The organism is Thermostichus sp. OS-CIW-33 (assembly GCF_054059615.1).
This window is the reverse complement of sequence record NZ_JBSSCH010000003.1, coordinates 1-14,351: the sequence shown is the minus strand read 5'-3', so window position 1 is coordinate 14,351 and position 14,351 is coordinate 1. Positions and strand designations below refer to the sequence as shown.

General features: G+C 60.0%; 14 protein-coding genes. 9 read left to right on the top strand and 5 right to left on the bottom strand.

Features of this window, described 5'->3' with window-relative positions:
* The first annotated feature begins 17 nt into the window (after positions 1–17).
* Positions 18–584, top strand: a complete 567-nt coding sequence (locus tag ACVWZG_RS02695; RefSeq protein WP_457405158.1) for a GDYXXLXY domain-containing protein — start codon at positions 18–20, stop codon at positions 582–584.
* Between the two features lie 226 nt (positions 585–810).
* On the opposite strand, the gene ACVWZG_RS02690 is transcribed toward ACVWZG_RS02695, so the two are convergent.
* The 3 genes from ACVWZG_RS02690 to ACVWZG_RS02680 form a co-directional block, all read right to left on the bottom strand.
* Positions 811–1,506 (bottom strand): alpha/beta hydrolase, encoded by a 696-nt coding sequence (locus ACVWZG_RS02690; RefSeq protein ID WP_457405160.1) that lies wholly within the window; start codon positions 1,504–1,506, stop codon positions 811–813.
* Positions 1,507–1,545: 39 nt separating this feature from the next.
* Positions 1,546–2,559 carry an oxygen-dependent coproporphyrinogen oxidase gene (hemF, locus tag ACVWZG_RS02685; protein ID WP_414422156.1) on the bottom strand — a complete coding sequence of 338 codons (1,014 nt, stop codon included), beginning with the start codon at positions 2,557–2,559 and terminating at the stop codon, positions 1,546–1,548.
* A 146-nt stretch (positions 2,560–2,705) separates the two neighbouring features.
* Positions 2,706–2,948 carry a Ycf34 family protein gene (locus ACVWZG_RS02680; protein WP_011434378.1) on the bottom strand — a complete coding sequence of 81 codons (243 nt, stop codon included), beginning with the start codon at positions 2,946–2,948 and terminating at the stop codon, positions 2,706–2,708.
* Between the two features lie 214 nt (positions 2,949–3,162).
* Between ACVWZG_RS02680 and ACVWZG_RS02675 the strand changes: the two genes are divergently transcribed.
* The 4 genes from ACVWZG_RS02675 (at position 3,163) to ACVWZG_RS02660 (ending at position 7,818) form a co-directional block, all read left to right on the top strand.
* Positions 3,163–3,459 (top strand): hypothetical protein, encoded by a 297-nt coding sequence (locus ACVWZG_RS02675; protein WP_011434379.1) that lies wholly within the window; start codon positions 3,163–3,165, stop codon positions 3,457–3,459.
* 1,054 nt (positions 3,460–4,513) lie between these two features.
* On the top strand, positions 4,514–5,083 hold the full coding sequence (locus ACVWZG_RS02670) for a phycobiliprotein lyase (protein ID WP_011434381.1): 570 nt from the start codon (positions 4,514–4,516) through the stop codon (positions 5,081–5,083).
* A 35-nt stretch (positions 5,084–5,118) separates the two neighbouring features.
* Entirely contained in the window at positions 5,119–5,808 is a 690-nt protein-coding gene (hypB, locus tag ACVWZG_RS02665) for a hydrogenase nickel incorporation protein HypB (RefSeq protein WP_457405162.1), read from the top strand.
* A 123-nt stretch (positions 5,809–5,931) separates the two neighbouring features.
* Positions 5,932–7,818, top strand: coding sequence for an AAA family ATPase (locus tag ACVWZG_RS02660; protein WP_011434384.1), 1,887 nt, complete (start codon positions 5,932–5,934; stop codon positions 7,816–7,818).
* 61 nt (positions 7,819–7,879) lie between these two features.
* Here the strand turns inward: ACVWZG_RS02660 and glcD are convergent, their stop codons facing one another.
* Positions 7,880–9,391, bottom strand: coding sequence for a glycolate oxidase subunit GlcD (glcD, locus tag ACVWZG_RS02655; RefSeq protein WP_457394887.1), 1,512 nt, complete (start codon positions 9,389–9,391; stop codon positions 7,880–7,882).
* Between the two features lie 81 nt (positions 9,392–9,472).
* Between glcD and ACVWZG_RS02650 the strand changes: the two genes are divergently transcribed.
* From ACVWZG_RS02650 to ACVWZG_RS02635, 4 genes are all read left to right on the top strand, one after another.
* Complete coding sequence (locus ACVWZG_RS02650; RefSeq protein WP_457394884.1) at positions 9,473–10,705, top strand: class I SAM-dependent methyltransferase; 1,233 nt, start codon at positions 9,473–9,475, stop codon at positions 10,703–10,705.
* Positions 10,706–10,833: 128 nt separating this feature from the next.
* Positions 10,834–11,034: a 50S ribosomal protein L35 gene (rpmI, locus tag ACVWZG_RS02645; RefSeq protein WP_011434387.1), complete on the top strand. Its 201-nt coding sequence runs from the start codon at positions 10,834–10,836 to the stop codon at positions 11,032–11,034.
* 133 nt (positions 11,035–11,167) lie between these two features.
* Complete coding sequence (rplT, locus tag ACVWZG_RS02640; protein WP_011434388.1) at positions 11,168–11,524, top strand: 50S ribosomal protein L20; 357 nt, start codon at positions 11,168–11,170, stop codon at positions 11,522–11,524.
* 79 nt (positions 11,525–11,603) lie between these two features.
* Positions 11,604–12,335 carry a transporter substrate-binding domain-containing protein gene (locus tag ACVWZG_RS02635; protein WP_414399948.1) on the top strand — a complete coding sequence of 244 codons (732 nt, stop codon included), beginning with the start codon at positions 11,604–11,606 and terminating at the stop codon, positions 12,333–12,335.
* A 66-nt stretch (positions 12,336–12,401) separates the two neighbouring features.
* Here ACVWZG_RS02635 and purH read toward each other — a convergent pair whose 3' ends face one another.
* The gene (gene purH, locus ACVWZG_RS02630; RefSeq protein ID WP_457405163.1) at positions 12,402–14,135 is read right to left on the bottom strand and encodes a bifunctional phosphoribosylaminoimidazolecarboxamide formyltransferase/IMP cyclohydrolase; all 1,734 of its coding nucleotides are present in this window, start codon (positions 14,133–14,135) and stop codon (positions 12,402–12,404) included.
* Between the last annotated feature and the right edge of the window lie 216 nt (positions 14,136–14,351).

The following is a 14,351-nucleotide window of genomic DNA, read 5'->3' as shown; positions in this document are numbered from 1 at the left end:
CACTCTCTCTGGCTGCTATGGCTAGCCCGTCGAATCTTTCTCAGAAGGGATCCCTGCCCAAATGGCGGTTTTGGCTACCCCTACTGCTGCAGCTGGGTATCGTTCTGCTGATACCGGCTCGGCAAGCGCTGACCCTCGCTGTCGGAACCACGATCTACCTGCAAACGGCCCCCGTGGATCCCTATGACCTTTTGCGGGGCCGGTATGTGGCCTTGGGCTACGTCGTCGGTCGGCGCTCCACCCTAGAGCAACTGCCGGGTTGGTCACCTGAATTGGAGACCCCAGGGATCCTTTATCTGCGCTTGGCTCCCCCCGCAGGGGATCCCACTCAACCTTGGCGAGCAATCGGTGTCAGCCGGGAGATGCCCAAAGATTTGCAGCCTGAAGAGAAAGTGCTGCGAGGCTGGTTTGACGGGCAGCAGCTCAAGTTGGGAATCGAAGAATTTTTTATTCCCGAAGCAGCTGGAGATGCCTTGGAAGAAGATATTCGGCGTTACCCTGAAGCCACGCGGGCAGAAGTGAAAGTGGATCCCTGGGGCAAGGCAGCATTGGTCGGCCTCTGGGTAGGGGAGCATCGGTACTAAGTGCTCATTCTGCCCGGCTTTAACGCTTTAACAATTAATCACCATATTCTGACATCCGAACCCGAAGGAGAGCCGGAAAACTGAATGGGGCAGGGATCCCTATCACTTGCCCCTCGAAACCCTGAAGATTGCGAGAACCGGAGCTGTGCCATTGAGGAGCTTGCTAAGTGCTGCACAGCCTTGCTCAACACCTGAATTAGGGTCATCCCAATTGGGTCAAACTTCTTCAGGTTTTCACTTCCGAATCTCTCCTATCCAACAGGTTTTGCAACCACACCTGAATATCCCGCAGGCTCTCCGGGGAAACTTCATGGCCCATCTCGTACTCGCGATAGGTAAAGTTCAGTGGCAGCGGGGCAAAATAATCCCGGATCTGACGGCCAAAAGCAATCGGCAAAACAGCATCAGCAGTGCCATGAACCACCAGGATGGCCAGGTGTTTCATCCGCTCCGGCTCCACCGCCTCGGCCAGGATCTCTGGAGATAGGCGCCCACTCATTGCCACCACCCCCGCCAGCTTCTCCGGCTGGGTCAGAGCCAAGTACAGGCTCATGATCGCCCCCTGGCTAAACCCCAGCAAATACACCTGCCTGGGATCCAGGGCAATACCCGGGATCCCACTGGGCAGCGTCTGTTCTAGAAAGCGGCTCAGGAGCTGAAGGCTATTGCGCGCTTGCTGGGGATCCCCCACCAGCCCTTCCGGTGTCCAGGCCATTTCAAACCAGGCAAACCCGCCTCCACTCCAAGGAATAGGGGCTCTCAAGCTGATCACCGCCAACCGAGGATCCAGATAGGGGGCCAACTGGAACAAATCCCCCTCGTGGCTGCCGATCCCGTGCAGCATTACCAACGCAGGCGCGGGTCCTAAGCCGACCTGTCGAGGCGGCTGAACGCGGTAGGTGAGGGGGAAAGGAGAAAACACGCCACGGATCCTCAGAAGCAGAGACAAGGTATGGCCGGCCTACGCCCAATCCTGGGGCTGGCGGAGCACCTGGTAGAGCTTAGCTTCCCACGTGTCCGGCTGGGGCTCGTAGCCATATTCCCAGCGCACCAAGGGGGGCAAAGACATCAAGATCGATTCGGTGCGGCCTTGGGTCTGTAGCCCGAAGATCGTGCCCCGGTCGTAGACCAAGTTGAACTCCACGTAGCGCCCGCGACGATAGAGCTGGAATTGCCGTTCTCTCTCCCCCCATTCCATCCCCTGCCGCCGCTCCACAATCGGCACATAGGCCGGCAAGAAGGCGTCGCCACAGGTTTGCACCAACTCGAAAAGATGTTCCCAACTGCGGGATCCCACCCGCACCTGTAACGATGGTGGCTCAGAAGCCAGTTGTTCGGGATCCCCTTCCGCCTGGCCTTCAGGCCGATAGAGCAGCCCAGGGCGTTCATCCTGATAGTCGAAGAAAATGCCGCCAACGCCGCGCGCCTCGCCGCGATGAGGTAGGAAAAAGTAGCGATCGCACCAGATCTTGAAAACTGGGTAGTAGACGGGATCCAAGCGGTCACAGGCTGCCTTGAGGGTGCGGTGAAAATGGGCCGCATCCTCCTCAAACAGGTAATAGGGGGTGAGATCCATCCCGCCCCCAAACCACCAAACCGGCCCCGCCTCGAAATAGCGATAGTTCAGGTGTACCGTCGGCACATAGGGGTTGCGAGGATGCAACACCATAGAGGTGCCTGTGGCGTAGAAAGGATGCCCTGCCGCTTCTGGACGCTGTTTCAGAATCGAAGGGGGCAGATGGGATCCGAACACCTCGGAAAAATTGACTCCCCCCTGCTCAAACACGTCTCCCTGCTGAATGACCCGCGAGCGCCCGCCCCCTCCTCCAGGGCGTTCCCAACGGTCTTCCCGAAACTTGGCTTTTCCGTCTAGGGCCTCCAGACGGGCACAGATGTCATCTTGTAGGCGCTGCATGAATTGGCTCACCTGTTGACGGGCATCCACTGGCAGCGCTGTAGGGCTTGAGGCCAGCATCATAGTCTTCCAATCTCTCGAAACTCGACAAAAACCTCTCCCGCCCCCATCAAACCTCTCAGACTGGGAGAGCCGAACTGCCAAACTGAAGAGTTCTAACCTGGCCGGGCAAGAAACTCCCTGGAAATCCAGGCCGCTCTTGGATCTTACGTGGGAACCGCCTCATAGGGACGAAGTCGCGCCCATTTGTTCCGTTCCTCGCGAAAGCTCTGGCAGCCCACCACATCCCATTCCATCTCGGTGCCCCCATTGCGGATATTGACATTGATCTGGGGGCCCTGCGGCTCAAAATCCGGCGTCAGTGTGAGATGAGGTTGCTGATGCTGCGCTTCCACGGCATGGTAGGTGGTACAGCGATCCACGTAGTAGCAGTGAATACAAATACACATGGCTGCTGCCTGCAAGAAACGGTTCCCAATCTTGAGGGTAGCATCCTGCCTCCTTCCAGACGGCGGATCCCCTCTTTCTCAGCCGATTCTTGAGATATTTCTTAGCAAAGAGAGGCATCTCCTCGTCTCTCGTCTAAAATCTCGACATATTTCTCAGGATGGGGCTTGATCTGTCCTTAGGATCGAACCATCCAGGCTATCCAGAGGAACTGCCATGAACACTCACACCCGCTACCGCTTCACCTGTACCCTCTCCTTTGGAGATATCTACGGCCAGATCATCGTTTGGCTGATTGTCATCTTTGCCAGCTTGGCCGCTGCCCTCTCCCTGATGAATAGCCCCCTCTACGCTTTTCTCACCATTGCTCTGATTTTGGTGATCTCCCTGCCTTTCCTGCTCTTCGCCTTCGTGACCACCCTGCTCAATCACATCGAGTTTGCCGTTGTCCCTCCTGAGGAAGAGGAAAATCGCGCTGCTGCTGCTGCTAAGTCGCCCGTGGCCGTCAGTTAGAAACAACTGGCAGTCGGTTGGCGCTTGTCGGATGGATCCCTTGCCCCAAAGACACCTGTGCTGAGTTAAAAAAACCTTGGCTCTCTTGGTCTAGCGCTTGAGTTGGCCCCTGCAAGGCGAGCAAGCGGGTAGCCTTTTATTGGCATTTTATTGGCAATTGTTTTACCAAAGAATTGGGTCTAAAGCCCTGCCGTTCACGGCAGCTTTTGTGCTGTACTCTAGACCAGTAGTAGAGTAGTCAACCACTTAAAAAACCCGGTAGTCCGGCGACTACGCAAGCAACCTAAATAGGTTTTGCCCTTTCTCTTCAACGGTACTTAGGGCAGAAGGGAACTGCCCCGCTTGGGGAGATGGGCACCGCTGTCGTAAAGGGGCAACCCGATACGGCAAGTGCTGTCTTGGAACCAAGAGCCAGAATCCTCTGCCTTTGGGCAGGGGAGTATGGTGACATCCTCCCGGCGCTCGTCCTGTGGACAGAGCGCGGGCCACCCTTCCCGTCAGCAGGACGGAGTCCTTACCTCGCGGTCGGGCATTCCTGCCCCACGCCACTTGTCTGGGTCTACAACCCCCGACAGACCGACTGAACAGGCAGTTTCCCTTCCCCAGCCTCCCTGGCTACTGCCAGCTCGCAAAACAAGTCTAATCCCAGGGAACGGTGCATCGGCAGACAGGATGGACTCCTGCACCCAGGAACCCCTGTCCACCGGCCAAGAGCAAGATGCTATCCACTCGTTGATTTCCGGCAAGGTGTAGTTGTATACGTCCCGGCCAATCTCCAGCCACGCCAACAGCAAGGCCTCCGTCCCGCTGACGCGAGCGGCTTGTTGGGAGGCATCTGGATCAATCCGGTGCTTGTAGGTTACACCAGCATAAGTAGGTTTTGCTACAGATTTCGCTCAGGGGTATGGTGGGGATCCCTGTATCCCGGTGCTTACCCTGCCGGTAGAGCGCAGGACTGATTGCCCCCGCACCACCGTTAGCTAAATCGTTGAGTTGCTCTGCAAGCTAAGATCGGCAAACCCTGTTCCATCGATGAGGATCCGCGTCGGCCATGATGACCGTAATGGAGTTTTTCGCCCTCAGTGCTGGGGAGTGGATGTGCCAACGCACCAGCCATCACTTGGCTTTTCGCCGCTCTGAGGGTGGGAGGTCGCGGCTACAAATTGCCACCCTTGCGGCAACCGATCCAGCAGTCATCCGGGTTTGCGAGTTGTTCAGGGTGGATCCCCGACGAGCTGTGGGAGCAGCGCGGGTGCGGTGGGATGGCGAGCAGGAGTGGGACAACGAAGAGTACAAGGGAGACGTGGTGCTGGTACCTATCCCCGATGAGACCGATCCCATGCGCGGGCAGTTGCTGCGGGATCAGGGCTACGCTGAGAAAGTACCGGTGGCCGGTACCTATGTCATGGGATCCGATGGCGCCCTTACCCTTTACACCCAGTATGAGATGACTGAGTCGGAAGAGCGCATTTGGTTTGCCAGCCCCAACTTGCGCCTGCGGGCCAGCACTGTCAAGCGGTTCGGTGGCTTCAGCATGGCTTCTTTCTGCTCCGAGGTGCGTAAACTCTCCGTCGGCCCTTCTCCCACCCCTACGGTGGCCGAATCCAGCTCTTTCCGCAGCTAGAGCGTTTTCTCCTCAACCGCAACACGGGTTGTGCCATGCACCAAGTCTTGGATCTGGGGATTAACCTGCTCCACGCCAATCAACACCAGGCCGACCACAACCGGGAGCATTTTGATGCCTGGGGAGTAACCTGTCTGAACCTCATGAGCGCGCCGGGGGCGGGTAAGACGTCTTTGCTGGAGAAAACCGTGGTCGCTCTTGCCGGCTCGCTGCGCCTGGCGGTGATCGAGGGAGACATGACGACCCAACTGGACGCGGAGCGGTTGCGTCGCTACGGGATCCCGGTGATTGCCATCAACACGGGGCGGGCCTGTCATTTGGATGCGGCCATGGTGGCCGGGGGCTTGCAGCAATTGGAAGCACTGCTGGATCCCCAACAACTGGATTTGCTGCTGGTGGAAAATGTCGGCAACTTGGTCTGCCCGGCGGAGTTTGAGGTGGGGGAACACGCCAAGGTAGCACTGCTCAGCGTCACAGAAGGGGAAGACAAGCCTCTCAAGTACCCAATCATGTTTCGAGAGGCGGATTGTCTGCTGATCACCAAAGTGGATCTGGTTCCTGTGTTGGAGGTGGATTTGGATCGGATCCAGGCCAATATCCGCGAGATCAACCCTTCTGTGCCGATTTTTTGTCTTTCTGCCAAGACGGGTGACGGGCTGGAGCCCTGGCTGGGCTGGATCCGAGAGCAGATTCTCCTTGCCCAACGCCGACGGCAGCCGCAGTGAAGGGTATCATACTGAGCATCTAGCCGTGGAACTCTCCTCACCTGAGCTGGCCAGGCAGGGGATGAGTTAGCACCTCTGGCGGGTCAATTTGCAGATAACTTGTGTGGATGGAAAATCCCGGCTATGGCCAATTTAAGTGACTTTGTACAGGGCATTGAGCAGTTGATCGAGCTGGCTCAGAAGCTGGACGAGAAAAAGCAAAGTGGAGAGCTGCGAACCGAAGTCCGCATCCAGGCCCGTCCTCTGGGCAGTTCTATTCCTCCTTCCGGCTCCATCCCCCGCCGCCGCAGCCCTGCCCAAACGGGGGATCCCCCCTGGAGCAGCGAGCCCCAAGTGATGTCTGCGGTTCGCTTCCAGGAACCGTCCAAGGCCGCTGTGCCCGACCCGCCAGCAACTTCTGCCGACCGCCCAGAGTCTTGGGCTGGGCCACGCCTCAAGGATGTGGGGGGACTGAGGGAACAGCTCCAAGCGCTGCGGGAGATGGTGGAGATCCCCCTCAAGCGGCCCGATCTGCTGGCCAAGCTGGGGTTGGATCCGCCCCGCGGCGTGTTGTTGGTAGGCCCCCCCGGCACCGGCAAAACCCTGACGGCCCGCGCCCTGGCCGAGAGCCTGGGGGTGAACTACATCGCCATTGTCGGCCCGGAGCTGATCGGCAAGTACTACGGCGAGGCGGAGGCGCGCCTGCGGCAACTGTTTGAAAAGGCAGCCAAATCGGCTCCCTGTCTGGTGTTTATTGACGAAATCGATGCCCTAGTGCCCAACCGCGCCACTGTCGAGGGGGAGGTGGAAAAACGCCTGGTGGCCCAGATGCTGGGGCTGATGGACGGGTTTGTGGCCCAAAAGGGGATCGTGGTGCTGGCAGCCACCAACCGGCCCGAGGCTCTGGATCCGGCTCTGCGGCGACCGGGGCGCTTTGATCGGGAGGTGATCTTCAAGGTGCCGGACCGGGAGGGGCGGCGGGAGATCCTGGCCATCCACACCCGCGGCATGCCCTTGGCGGAGGATGTGGATCTGGACAGCCTGGCGGATCAGACGCTGGGCTTTGTGGGGGCAGATCTGCGGGGCCTGTGCCAGGCAGCAGCCTATGCGGCTTTGCGGCGGCAGGTGCCCGATTTGGGATCCCCCATCCCCGAGTCCCTGACGGTAACCGCAGCGGATTTTCAACAGGCTCTGCAACAGGTGAAGCCGGCGGTGCTGCGCTCGGTGGAGATTGAATCCCCGCAGGTGAGCTGGGATCAAATTGGCGGCCTGGAGCACGCCAAGCAGATTTTGCAAGAGGCCATCGAGGGATCCCTGCTGCACCCTGAGTTGTACGAGCAGGCTCAGGCCCAAGCGCCCAAGGGCATCCTCCTCAGCGGCCCCCCTGGCACTGGCAAAACCCTGTTGGCCAAAGCCATCGCTTCCCAGGCCAAGGCTAACTTCATTGCCGTCTCCGGCCCGGAGCTCTTGAGCAAATGGGTGGGATCCTCCGAGCAGGCGGTACGGGAACTTTTTGCCCGCGCCCGCCAATGTGCCCCCTGTGTCATCTTCATCGACGAGATCGACACCCTCGCCCCGGCGCGGGGAAGCTACTCCGGGGATAGTGGGGTCAGCGACCGCGTTCTGGGGCAGCTGCTGGCAGAGCTGGACGGGATCCGCCCCAGCCAGGGGGTGTTGGTGGTGGCCGCCACCAACCGCAAAGCCAGTTTGGATCCCGCCCTCACCCGGGCCGGCAGGTTGGAGCTGCACCTGAGCGTGGAGCTGCCGGATCGCAGCGGGCGACGGGAAATTTTGGCCGTTCACAACCGCAAGCGTCCCCTGGGGCCTGATGTGGACTTACAGGGGTGGGCCGAGCAGACCGAAGGTTGGAGTGGTGCCGACCTGGCCCTGCTCAGCAACCGCGCCGCCATTGCCGCCATCCGCCGCCACCGCGCCACTTCCGAGACGGTGGATGCCAAAACCCTGGTCATCCAACAGGAAGACTTCTGTCGAGCCTTTGCCGAGCTGCAGCAGCAACGCCAAGCCGGCTGATCCCAGCCTGAGGGCTATTCCCATCACGCCAGCGGTTCGGAGCACCTTCAAACTTTCAAAATCAAAAGACTGGGATCCCTTGCCATTCTGGTTGGCTGTGGGCGTGGGCTGACTCACCGCAGGTGCGGGGGGTGGGAAAGATCTTGCCGGGGTTGGCGATGTGCTGGGGGTCGAACACCTGCCGCACCCATTGCATGCTCTCCAGATCCGCAGGCGTAAACATTTCCGGCATGTAGCAGCGTTTGTCTGCCCCGATGCCATGTTCGCCGGAGATGCTGCCCCCCAGGCGCACGCAGAGCTTGAGGATTTCGCCCCCCAGTTTCTCCACCTGTTCCAGGGATCCCGGCACTGACTCGTCGTAGAGGATCAGGGGATGCAGATTGCCATCGCCGGCGTGAAACACATTGGCCACCGGATAGCCGTACTCGCGGCTGAGGCGCTCGATTTCCTTCAAGACAAAGGCTAGTCGGCTGCGGGGGATCACCCCATCCTGGACATAGTAGTTGGGGCTGAGCTTGCCCATGGCCGCAAACGCTGCCTTACGCCCTTTCCACACCCGCGCCCGCTCTTCTGGGTCGGATGCGACTTGCACCTGTCGCGCCCCATTTTTGAAGCACAGCGCCCTCACCTGTTGGCTGGCTTCTTCCACCTCCAGTTCCAGCCCATCCACCTCCACCAACAAAATGGCCGCCGCATCCCGCGGATAGTAGCCCAACTGCACCACATCCTCCACGGCATTGATGCTGAAGTTGTCCATAATCTCCAGGCCGGCGGGGATGATCCCGGCAGCAATGATGTCGGAGACGGTGGCTCCCGCCGCTTCTACGCTGTCAAAATCCGCCAGCAAAACCTGAACCTGAGCCGGGGCCTTGACCAAGCGCAGGGTAATCTCGGTGGCAATGCCCAGGGTGCCCTCGGATCCCACAAACAGGCCCACCCAATCGTAGCCGGGCATCTCCGGGAGCTTACCCCCCCAGCGCACCACCTCCCCATCCGGCAGCACCACCGTCAGGCCGAGAATGTGGTTGGCCGTCACCCCGTATTTGAGGCAGTGGACACCGCCGGAGTTCTCCGCCACATTGCCGCCGATGGAGCAAACCGACTGGCTAGAGGGATCCGGCGCATAAAAGTAGCCTTGGGCGGCCACGGCCTGGGTAATCCAAGTGTTAATAACCCCCGGCTGCACCACCATGCAGCGGTTGTCCAGGTCGATTTCCAGGATCTGCTTCATCAGGGTGGTGGCAATGACGACGCTATTTTCCACCGGCAGGGCTCCCCCTGAGAGGCCCGTACCGGATCCCCGCGCCACGAAGGGCACCTGGTAGCGGCTGCACAGCTTCACCACCTGCGCTACCTCTTCTGTTGTGCGGGGCAGCACCACCAGCGCCGGCCTTTGCCGGTAGCTGACCAGCCCATCGCATTCGTAAACCAGCAGCTCCTCCGGCTTGCTGATCACCCGCTGGGGATCCAGAATCTTTTTGAGCTCAGCCGTCAGCCTGATCCAGTCGAAGGTGAGGCCGGTCTGTAGAGGATGAGCAGAAGCGTTCGCGCTAGCGGTGCGGAGCACTTTCATGACAGTGGGCCCAGCAGGAGCTTTAGGAGGGATATTGTCACTATAGTCTTGCTGGTAACCGAGCCAGCCAACAGATAGTCCATGCAGCCCAACTCCCCCAGCGCCGAACAAATCCTCAACCAAGTGCGGCAGCTCTACGAGCTCTACCCCTTCCCCCCGCAGCCCATCGGCACTGTTCCCCCGCCAGGGTGGAATTGGCGCTGGAGTTGGCCCCAGGCCCATGCCTTTTGTACGGGATCCCATCCGGGTCGGCGCAAGGTGCGCATTCTGGATGCGGGCTGTGGCTCGGGAGTGGGAACAGAATACATTGCCCACCAAAACCCCAACGCAGAAATTTGGGCCTTTGATCTGAGCAGCCGCGCCCTGGAGATTGCCGAGGCCCGTTGTCGGGCTTCCCAGGCACCGCCGGTGCAGTTTCGCCAGCTCAACGTCTACGACATCGACCAGCTGCCGGGGCAGTTTGACTTCATCAACTGCGTGGGCGTGCTCCACCACCTGCCCGATCCGCTAGCGGGGCTGCAGGCTTTGGCCGGCAAATTGGCTCCCGGCGGGATCCTGCACCTGTTTGTATACGGCGAGCTGGGCCGCCACGAAATCCGCCTCATGCAAAAGGCCATCCGCCTGCTGGTAACGGGTTCTGAACACCAGACCCTTGCCTCGGCGGAGCAATTGCAGAGGGGTCTCCAGGTGGGCCGCCGCCTTTTCGAGATCTTGCCGGAAACCAACCGCATCCAGCAGCAAGAACGGGCCCGCTGGGCCATCGAGAACGTGGACGACGAATGCTTCGCCGATATGTACCTGCACCCCCAGGAAGTGGACTACACCATCGAGACTCTGTTTGAATTAATCCGGGCTTCCGGACTGCAGTTTCTGCGCTTTTCCAACCCGGAGTTTTGGCGGCTGGAACGGGTGTTGGGCCAGGACGAGGCCCTGCTGGCTCGGGCGGCTCAGCTGCCGGAACCGGAACGCTATCGCCTGATCGAGCTGCTGGATCCGGTGGTAGCCCACTACGAGCTGTTTCTCGGCAAGCCCCCCATCCGCCGCTGGGAATGGACAAGCCCGGAAAGTGTAGCATCGGCCATTGCCCACCTTAGCCCCTGTCTGGGCCTGTGGCCGGGGCGGAGCATTTTCAACTACGCCTACGAAGCCATCTCCCTGAGCGAAGAAGCCTTCGCCTTTCTCCAACAGGTGGACGGGATCCGCACCGTCCAAGAGATCCAGGCTGGCCTAGAGTGCCCCCTGAGCTTTGAGCAACTGCAACGCTTGCTGCGCTGGCAAGTGCTGCTGCTGGAGCCTCAAAACTCAGTCTCCTGAGAGTTTCTCGACCCCTTTCCCTTGCCTCAGCGGGACGAACCTTGGCATTTGCCCTCTTGTTCTTCTATGGCTTATCCTAGAAAGCTGTGACCTTTAGCTCTGGCCCCGCATATTCTGGGGTTGTCATCATGCCCAAAATCAAAACCCGCAAGGCAGCAGCCAAGCGCTTCCGCCTGACCGGCAGCGGCAAGTTTATGCGTCGCAGGGCCGGGCACAACCACTTGCTGGAGCACAAAACCAGCAAGCGCAAACGCAAATTGGCCGGTGTGGCCCTGGTGGACAAGCGGGATGTGGTCAATGTGCGCCTGATGTTGCCCAACACCCACTAGCCGGGATCCCGCTCGCGCCGGCAAGAAGATTTCAGGGGCTGGCATTGGCGACAGCAGTTCCGATCCCGTTAGCAGGACGGAGTGCTTCTACCCTTCAGTTTGAGTTTGTTCAAGTTCCTATTGAGTTACTGCCATGAGAGTCAAACGGGGCAATGTCGCCCGCAAGCGCCGCAAAAAGATCCTCAAGCTGGCCAAAGGCTTTCGGGGAGCTGGTTCAAAGCTGTTCCGCACCGCCAACCAGCAGGTGATGAAGGCTTTGCGCAGCGCCTACCGGGATCGCCGCCGCAAGAAGCGGGATTTTCGTCGCCTATGGATTACCCGCATCAACGCGGCCACCCGTGCCCAGGGCCTGCGTTACCACGAGTTCATCGATGGTCTCAAAAAAGCCAATATCCAGCTCAACCGCAAAATGTTGGCCCGCTTGGCTTTCCTGGATCCAGAGGCCTTTACCCAGGTGGTGGAGGCAGCGCGCCAGTCTCGCGCCTCCTGAGGAGGTTCCGACGGCTATCCAGAAGTCCTTCCTGGCAGCCATTCTGGCCCTCGCCTGCCTGGGGAGAGGGATCCCTACTGTGGCTCGTCCTTGGCCGGAGATTGTGGATTCTGGACGGCTGCGCGTTGCCGTAAAAGACAACTTGAGGCCGCTGGGGTTTCGCACTCCCCAAGGGGATCTGCAGGGGTTTGAGATCGAGCTGGCTTGTGAGCTGGGATCCCGGCTGTTGGGCTCGGCAGAGGCCGTGGAGTTGGTGCCGGTCTCGAATGTAGAGCGGCTGCAGGTGCTGGCTGACGGCCAGGTGGATTTGGCCATTGCTCAGATCGGCATTACCCCGGATCGGGCGCGCCAGGTGGAGTTCACTTCTGCTTACTATCAGGATGGCCCCAGCTTGGTTGTGGCTCGTTCCCACAACTGGGAAAGCTGGTCGGACTTGCGGGGCGGTCGCGTTGCAGTCTTGCGCGGTTCCAGCGCCATTCCCCTGCTGAATCGATACCTGCCAGGGGTGGAGTTGGTGCCTGTCGATTCCTACCGAGAAGGGGCGGAACTGCTCCTGAAAGGGGCGGTGCAGGGGTGGGCAGCAGATCGCTCGGTGCTGGCAGGGTGGCTAGCAGAGCATCCCCGTCGCGAAAGCGCTGCGGAGCCACAGTTTCAATTTCTGGGATCCCCCTTGGCAACGGTGGGGCTGGGCATTGCCATGCCCAAGGGGCTGCAGCACGCCGAATTGCGGCTGCGGGTGCGCCGAGAACTGGAGAATTTGCGGGCTGAGGGCTGGCTGGCAGAGCGGGCCAGAGCCTGGGGGTTGCCCTAAAGTTGAGGATACTCCCTACTCTTTGTCTCTCTTGGGAAGATTTCTCTCTTGAGCAGAAAGGCGGGCTCAGTGCAGAAAGTGACGTATGCCGGTGCAAACCATGGCAATACCGGCAGCGTTGGCAGCAGCAATGGAATCGGCATCGCGGATGCTCCCCCCCGGCTGGATGATGGCGCGGATCCCTGCTTGGGCAGCCATCTCCACGCTGTCGGCAAAGGGGAAGAAGCCATCGCTGGCCAAAACAGCTCCTGCTGCTTGGGATCCCGCCTGCTGGAGAGCGATCTCCGCTGCTCCCACCCGATTCATTTGTCCGGCTCCGACGCCGAGCGTCTGCCTCTGCTTGGCGACGACAATGGCGTTGGATTTCACATGTTTGCAGACTATCCAGGCAAATTCCAGATCCGCCCACTCCTCCGGTGTGGGCTGGCGCTGGGTGACCACTTGCCAAGAAGGGGGGCTGTCGGTTTGCGTCGGTTCCTGGTCGCGACAGCGTTGCAGAGCAACAGGTGAATCGGCGTCTTGCACCAGAAAGCCCCCGGCCAGGGTGCGGATTGTTTGGGCAGGCCCCACACACAAGTCCGGCAAGATCAAGACCCGCAAGTTCTTTTTGACTGACAGTAGCTCAGCCGCTTCTGGAGTGCAATCGGGAGCCACCACACACTCCAAAAAAGGCTCCACCAGCCGTCGGGCGGTCTCTGCGTCCAAGGGTTGGTTGAGGGCGACGATGCCCCCAAAGGCCGAAACTGGATCAGCAGCCAGGGCAGCCTCGAGGGCGGCAGCCGGCGATGGGCGAATGGCCACCCCGCAGGGGTTGTTGTGCTTAAGCACCACCGCCACCGCTTGTTCAGGTTGCAAGAACTCCCTCCGAGCAGAGCCAGAAGACACAGAGCCCTTCCCGTCAGTGGGCCGCGTCGCATCAGCATTGCGGAGTAACAAGGTTAACTCTGCCGCCAGGGCACGGGCCGCCTCCAGATCCAGCAGGTTGTTGTAGCTCAGCTCCTTCCCCTGCAACTGCTTAGCCCGGTGCCAGCCGGGGGCAGCCGGATCCGTCACATACCAAGTGGCAGCTTGATGGGGATTTTCCCCGTAGCGCAGGCGTTGCCACAGGATCCCTTGCAGTTGAAACCTGTCTTCAGCGGCAGCTGCGGAGGACTGGGAGGGACCTGCTAGCTCCAGGCGAGCCAGGTAGGTGACGATGGCGCGGTCGTAGGCCAGCACCTGCTCAAAGGCCCGACGAGCACACTGGAAGCGAAACGCCAGCCGCTCTGTTTCCCCATAGGCCCCGGAGAGCAGTTGCAAATACTGGGGGTACTGGCTGGGATCCGTCAGCACCGTAACGTAGGGATAATTTTTGGCTGCCGCCCGCGCCAAAGTGGGCCCGCCGATATCAATTTGCTCAAAAGCTTCCTCCAGAGACACTCCTGCCTGGGCCACTGTCTGTTCAAAAGGGTAGAAGTTGACCACCACCAGTTGGATGGGAGGGATCCCCAGCGCCTCTAGGTCTGCCCGGTCTTCGCTGCATTCCAGGCGGGCCAAAATGCCGCCGTGGATGCGGGGGTGCAGCGTCTTCACCCTTCCCCCCAAGATTTCCGGCGCGCCAGTGTGGGCAGAGACAGGGGTGACCGGGATCCCAGCTTCTGAGAGCGCCTTGGCGGTTCCCCCACTGCTGAGCAGTTGAAAGCCATGCTCTTGCACGAGGGACTGGGCCAGCGGGATCAGTCCGGTTTTGTCGGATACACTCAACAAAGCCAACGGTACAGAATCCTGTTCGCGACAGCGTTGCGCAGTAGCAAGGGGCATTGGAGGCGTTATCCAGTAGAGAAGGGCCCAGAGGAAAAAGCTGGCCGGGATACCCAGCCCAGCGCTCTCACAGCATACCCCGAAAGCTGGACCCTCTTGTCCAGCCACCTGGTTCAGACAAATCTTCAGCTAGAAATCGCAGGAGCCCCGCACTGTACCCGTAGGGTCAGTGTCGGGAGGAATGCGGAAGTTATGATAGAACCATGACCCAAGTCC

Bases quoted from the DNA above. Each gene is read 5' to 3' on its own strand.
- ACVWZG_RS02695 (WP_457405158.1), top strand. From the start codon at position 18: ATGGCTAGCCCGTCGAATCTTTCTCAGAAGGGATCCCTGCCCAAATGG.
- hemF (WP_414422156.1), bottom strand. From the start codon at position 2,559: ATGCTGGCCTCAAGCCCTACAGCGCTGCCAGTGGATGCCCGTCAACAG.
- ACVWZG_RS02680 (WP_011434378.1), bottom strand. From the start codon at position 2,948: ATGTGTATTTGTATTCACTGCTACTACGTGGATCGCTGTACCACCTAC.
- ACVWZG_RS02675 (WP_011434379.1), top strand. From the start codon at position 3,163: ATGAACACTCACACCCGCTACCGCTTCACCTGTACCCTCTCCTTTGGA.
- ACVWZG_RS02670 (WP_011434381.1), top strand. From the start codon at position 4,514: ATGACCGTAATGGAGTTTTTCGCCCTCAGTGCTGGGGAGTGGATGTGC.
- hypB (WP_457405162.1), top strand. From the start codon at position 5,119: ATGCACCAAGTCTTGGATCTGGGGATTAACCTGCTCCACGCCAATCAA.
- ACVWZG_RS02660 (WP_011434384.1), top strand. From the start codon at position 5,932: ATGGCCAATTTAAGTGACTTTGTACAGGGCATTGAGCAGTTGATCGAG.
- glcD (WP_457394887.1), bottom strand. From the start codon at position 9,391: ATGAAAGTGCTCCGCACCGCTAGCGCGAACGCTTCTGCTCATCCTCTA.
- ACVWZG_RS02650 (WP_457394884.1), top strand. From the start codon at position 9,473: ATGCAGCCCAACTCCCCCAGCGCCGAACAAATCCTCAACCAAGTGCGG.
- rpmI (WP_011434387.1), top strand. From the start codon at position 10,834: ATGCCCAAAATCAAAACCCGCAAGGCAGCAGCCAAGCGCTTCCGCCTG.
- rplT (WP_011434388.1), top strand. From the start codon at position 11,168: ATGAGAGTCAAACGGGGCAATGTCGCCCGCAAGCGCCGCAAAAAGATC.
- purH (WP_457405163.1), bottom strand. From the start codon at position 14,135: ATGCCCCTTGCTACTGCGCAACGCTGTCGCGAACAGGATTCTGTACCG.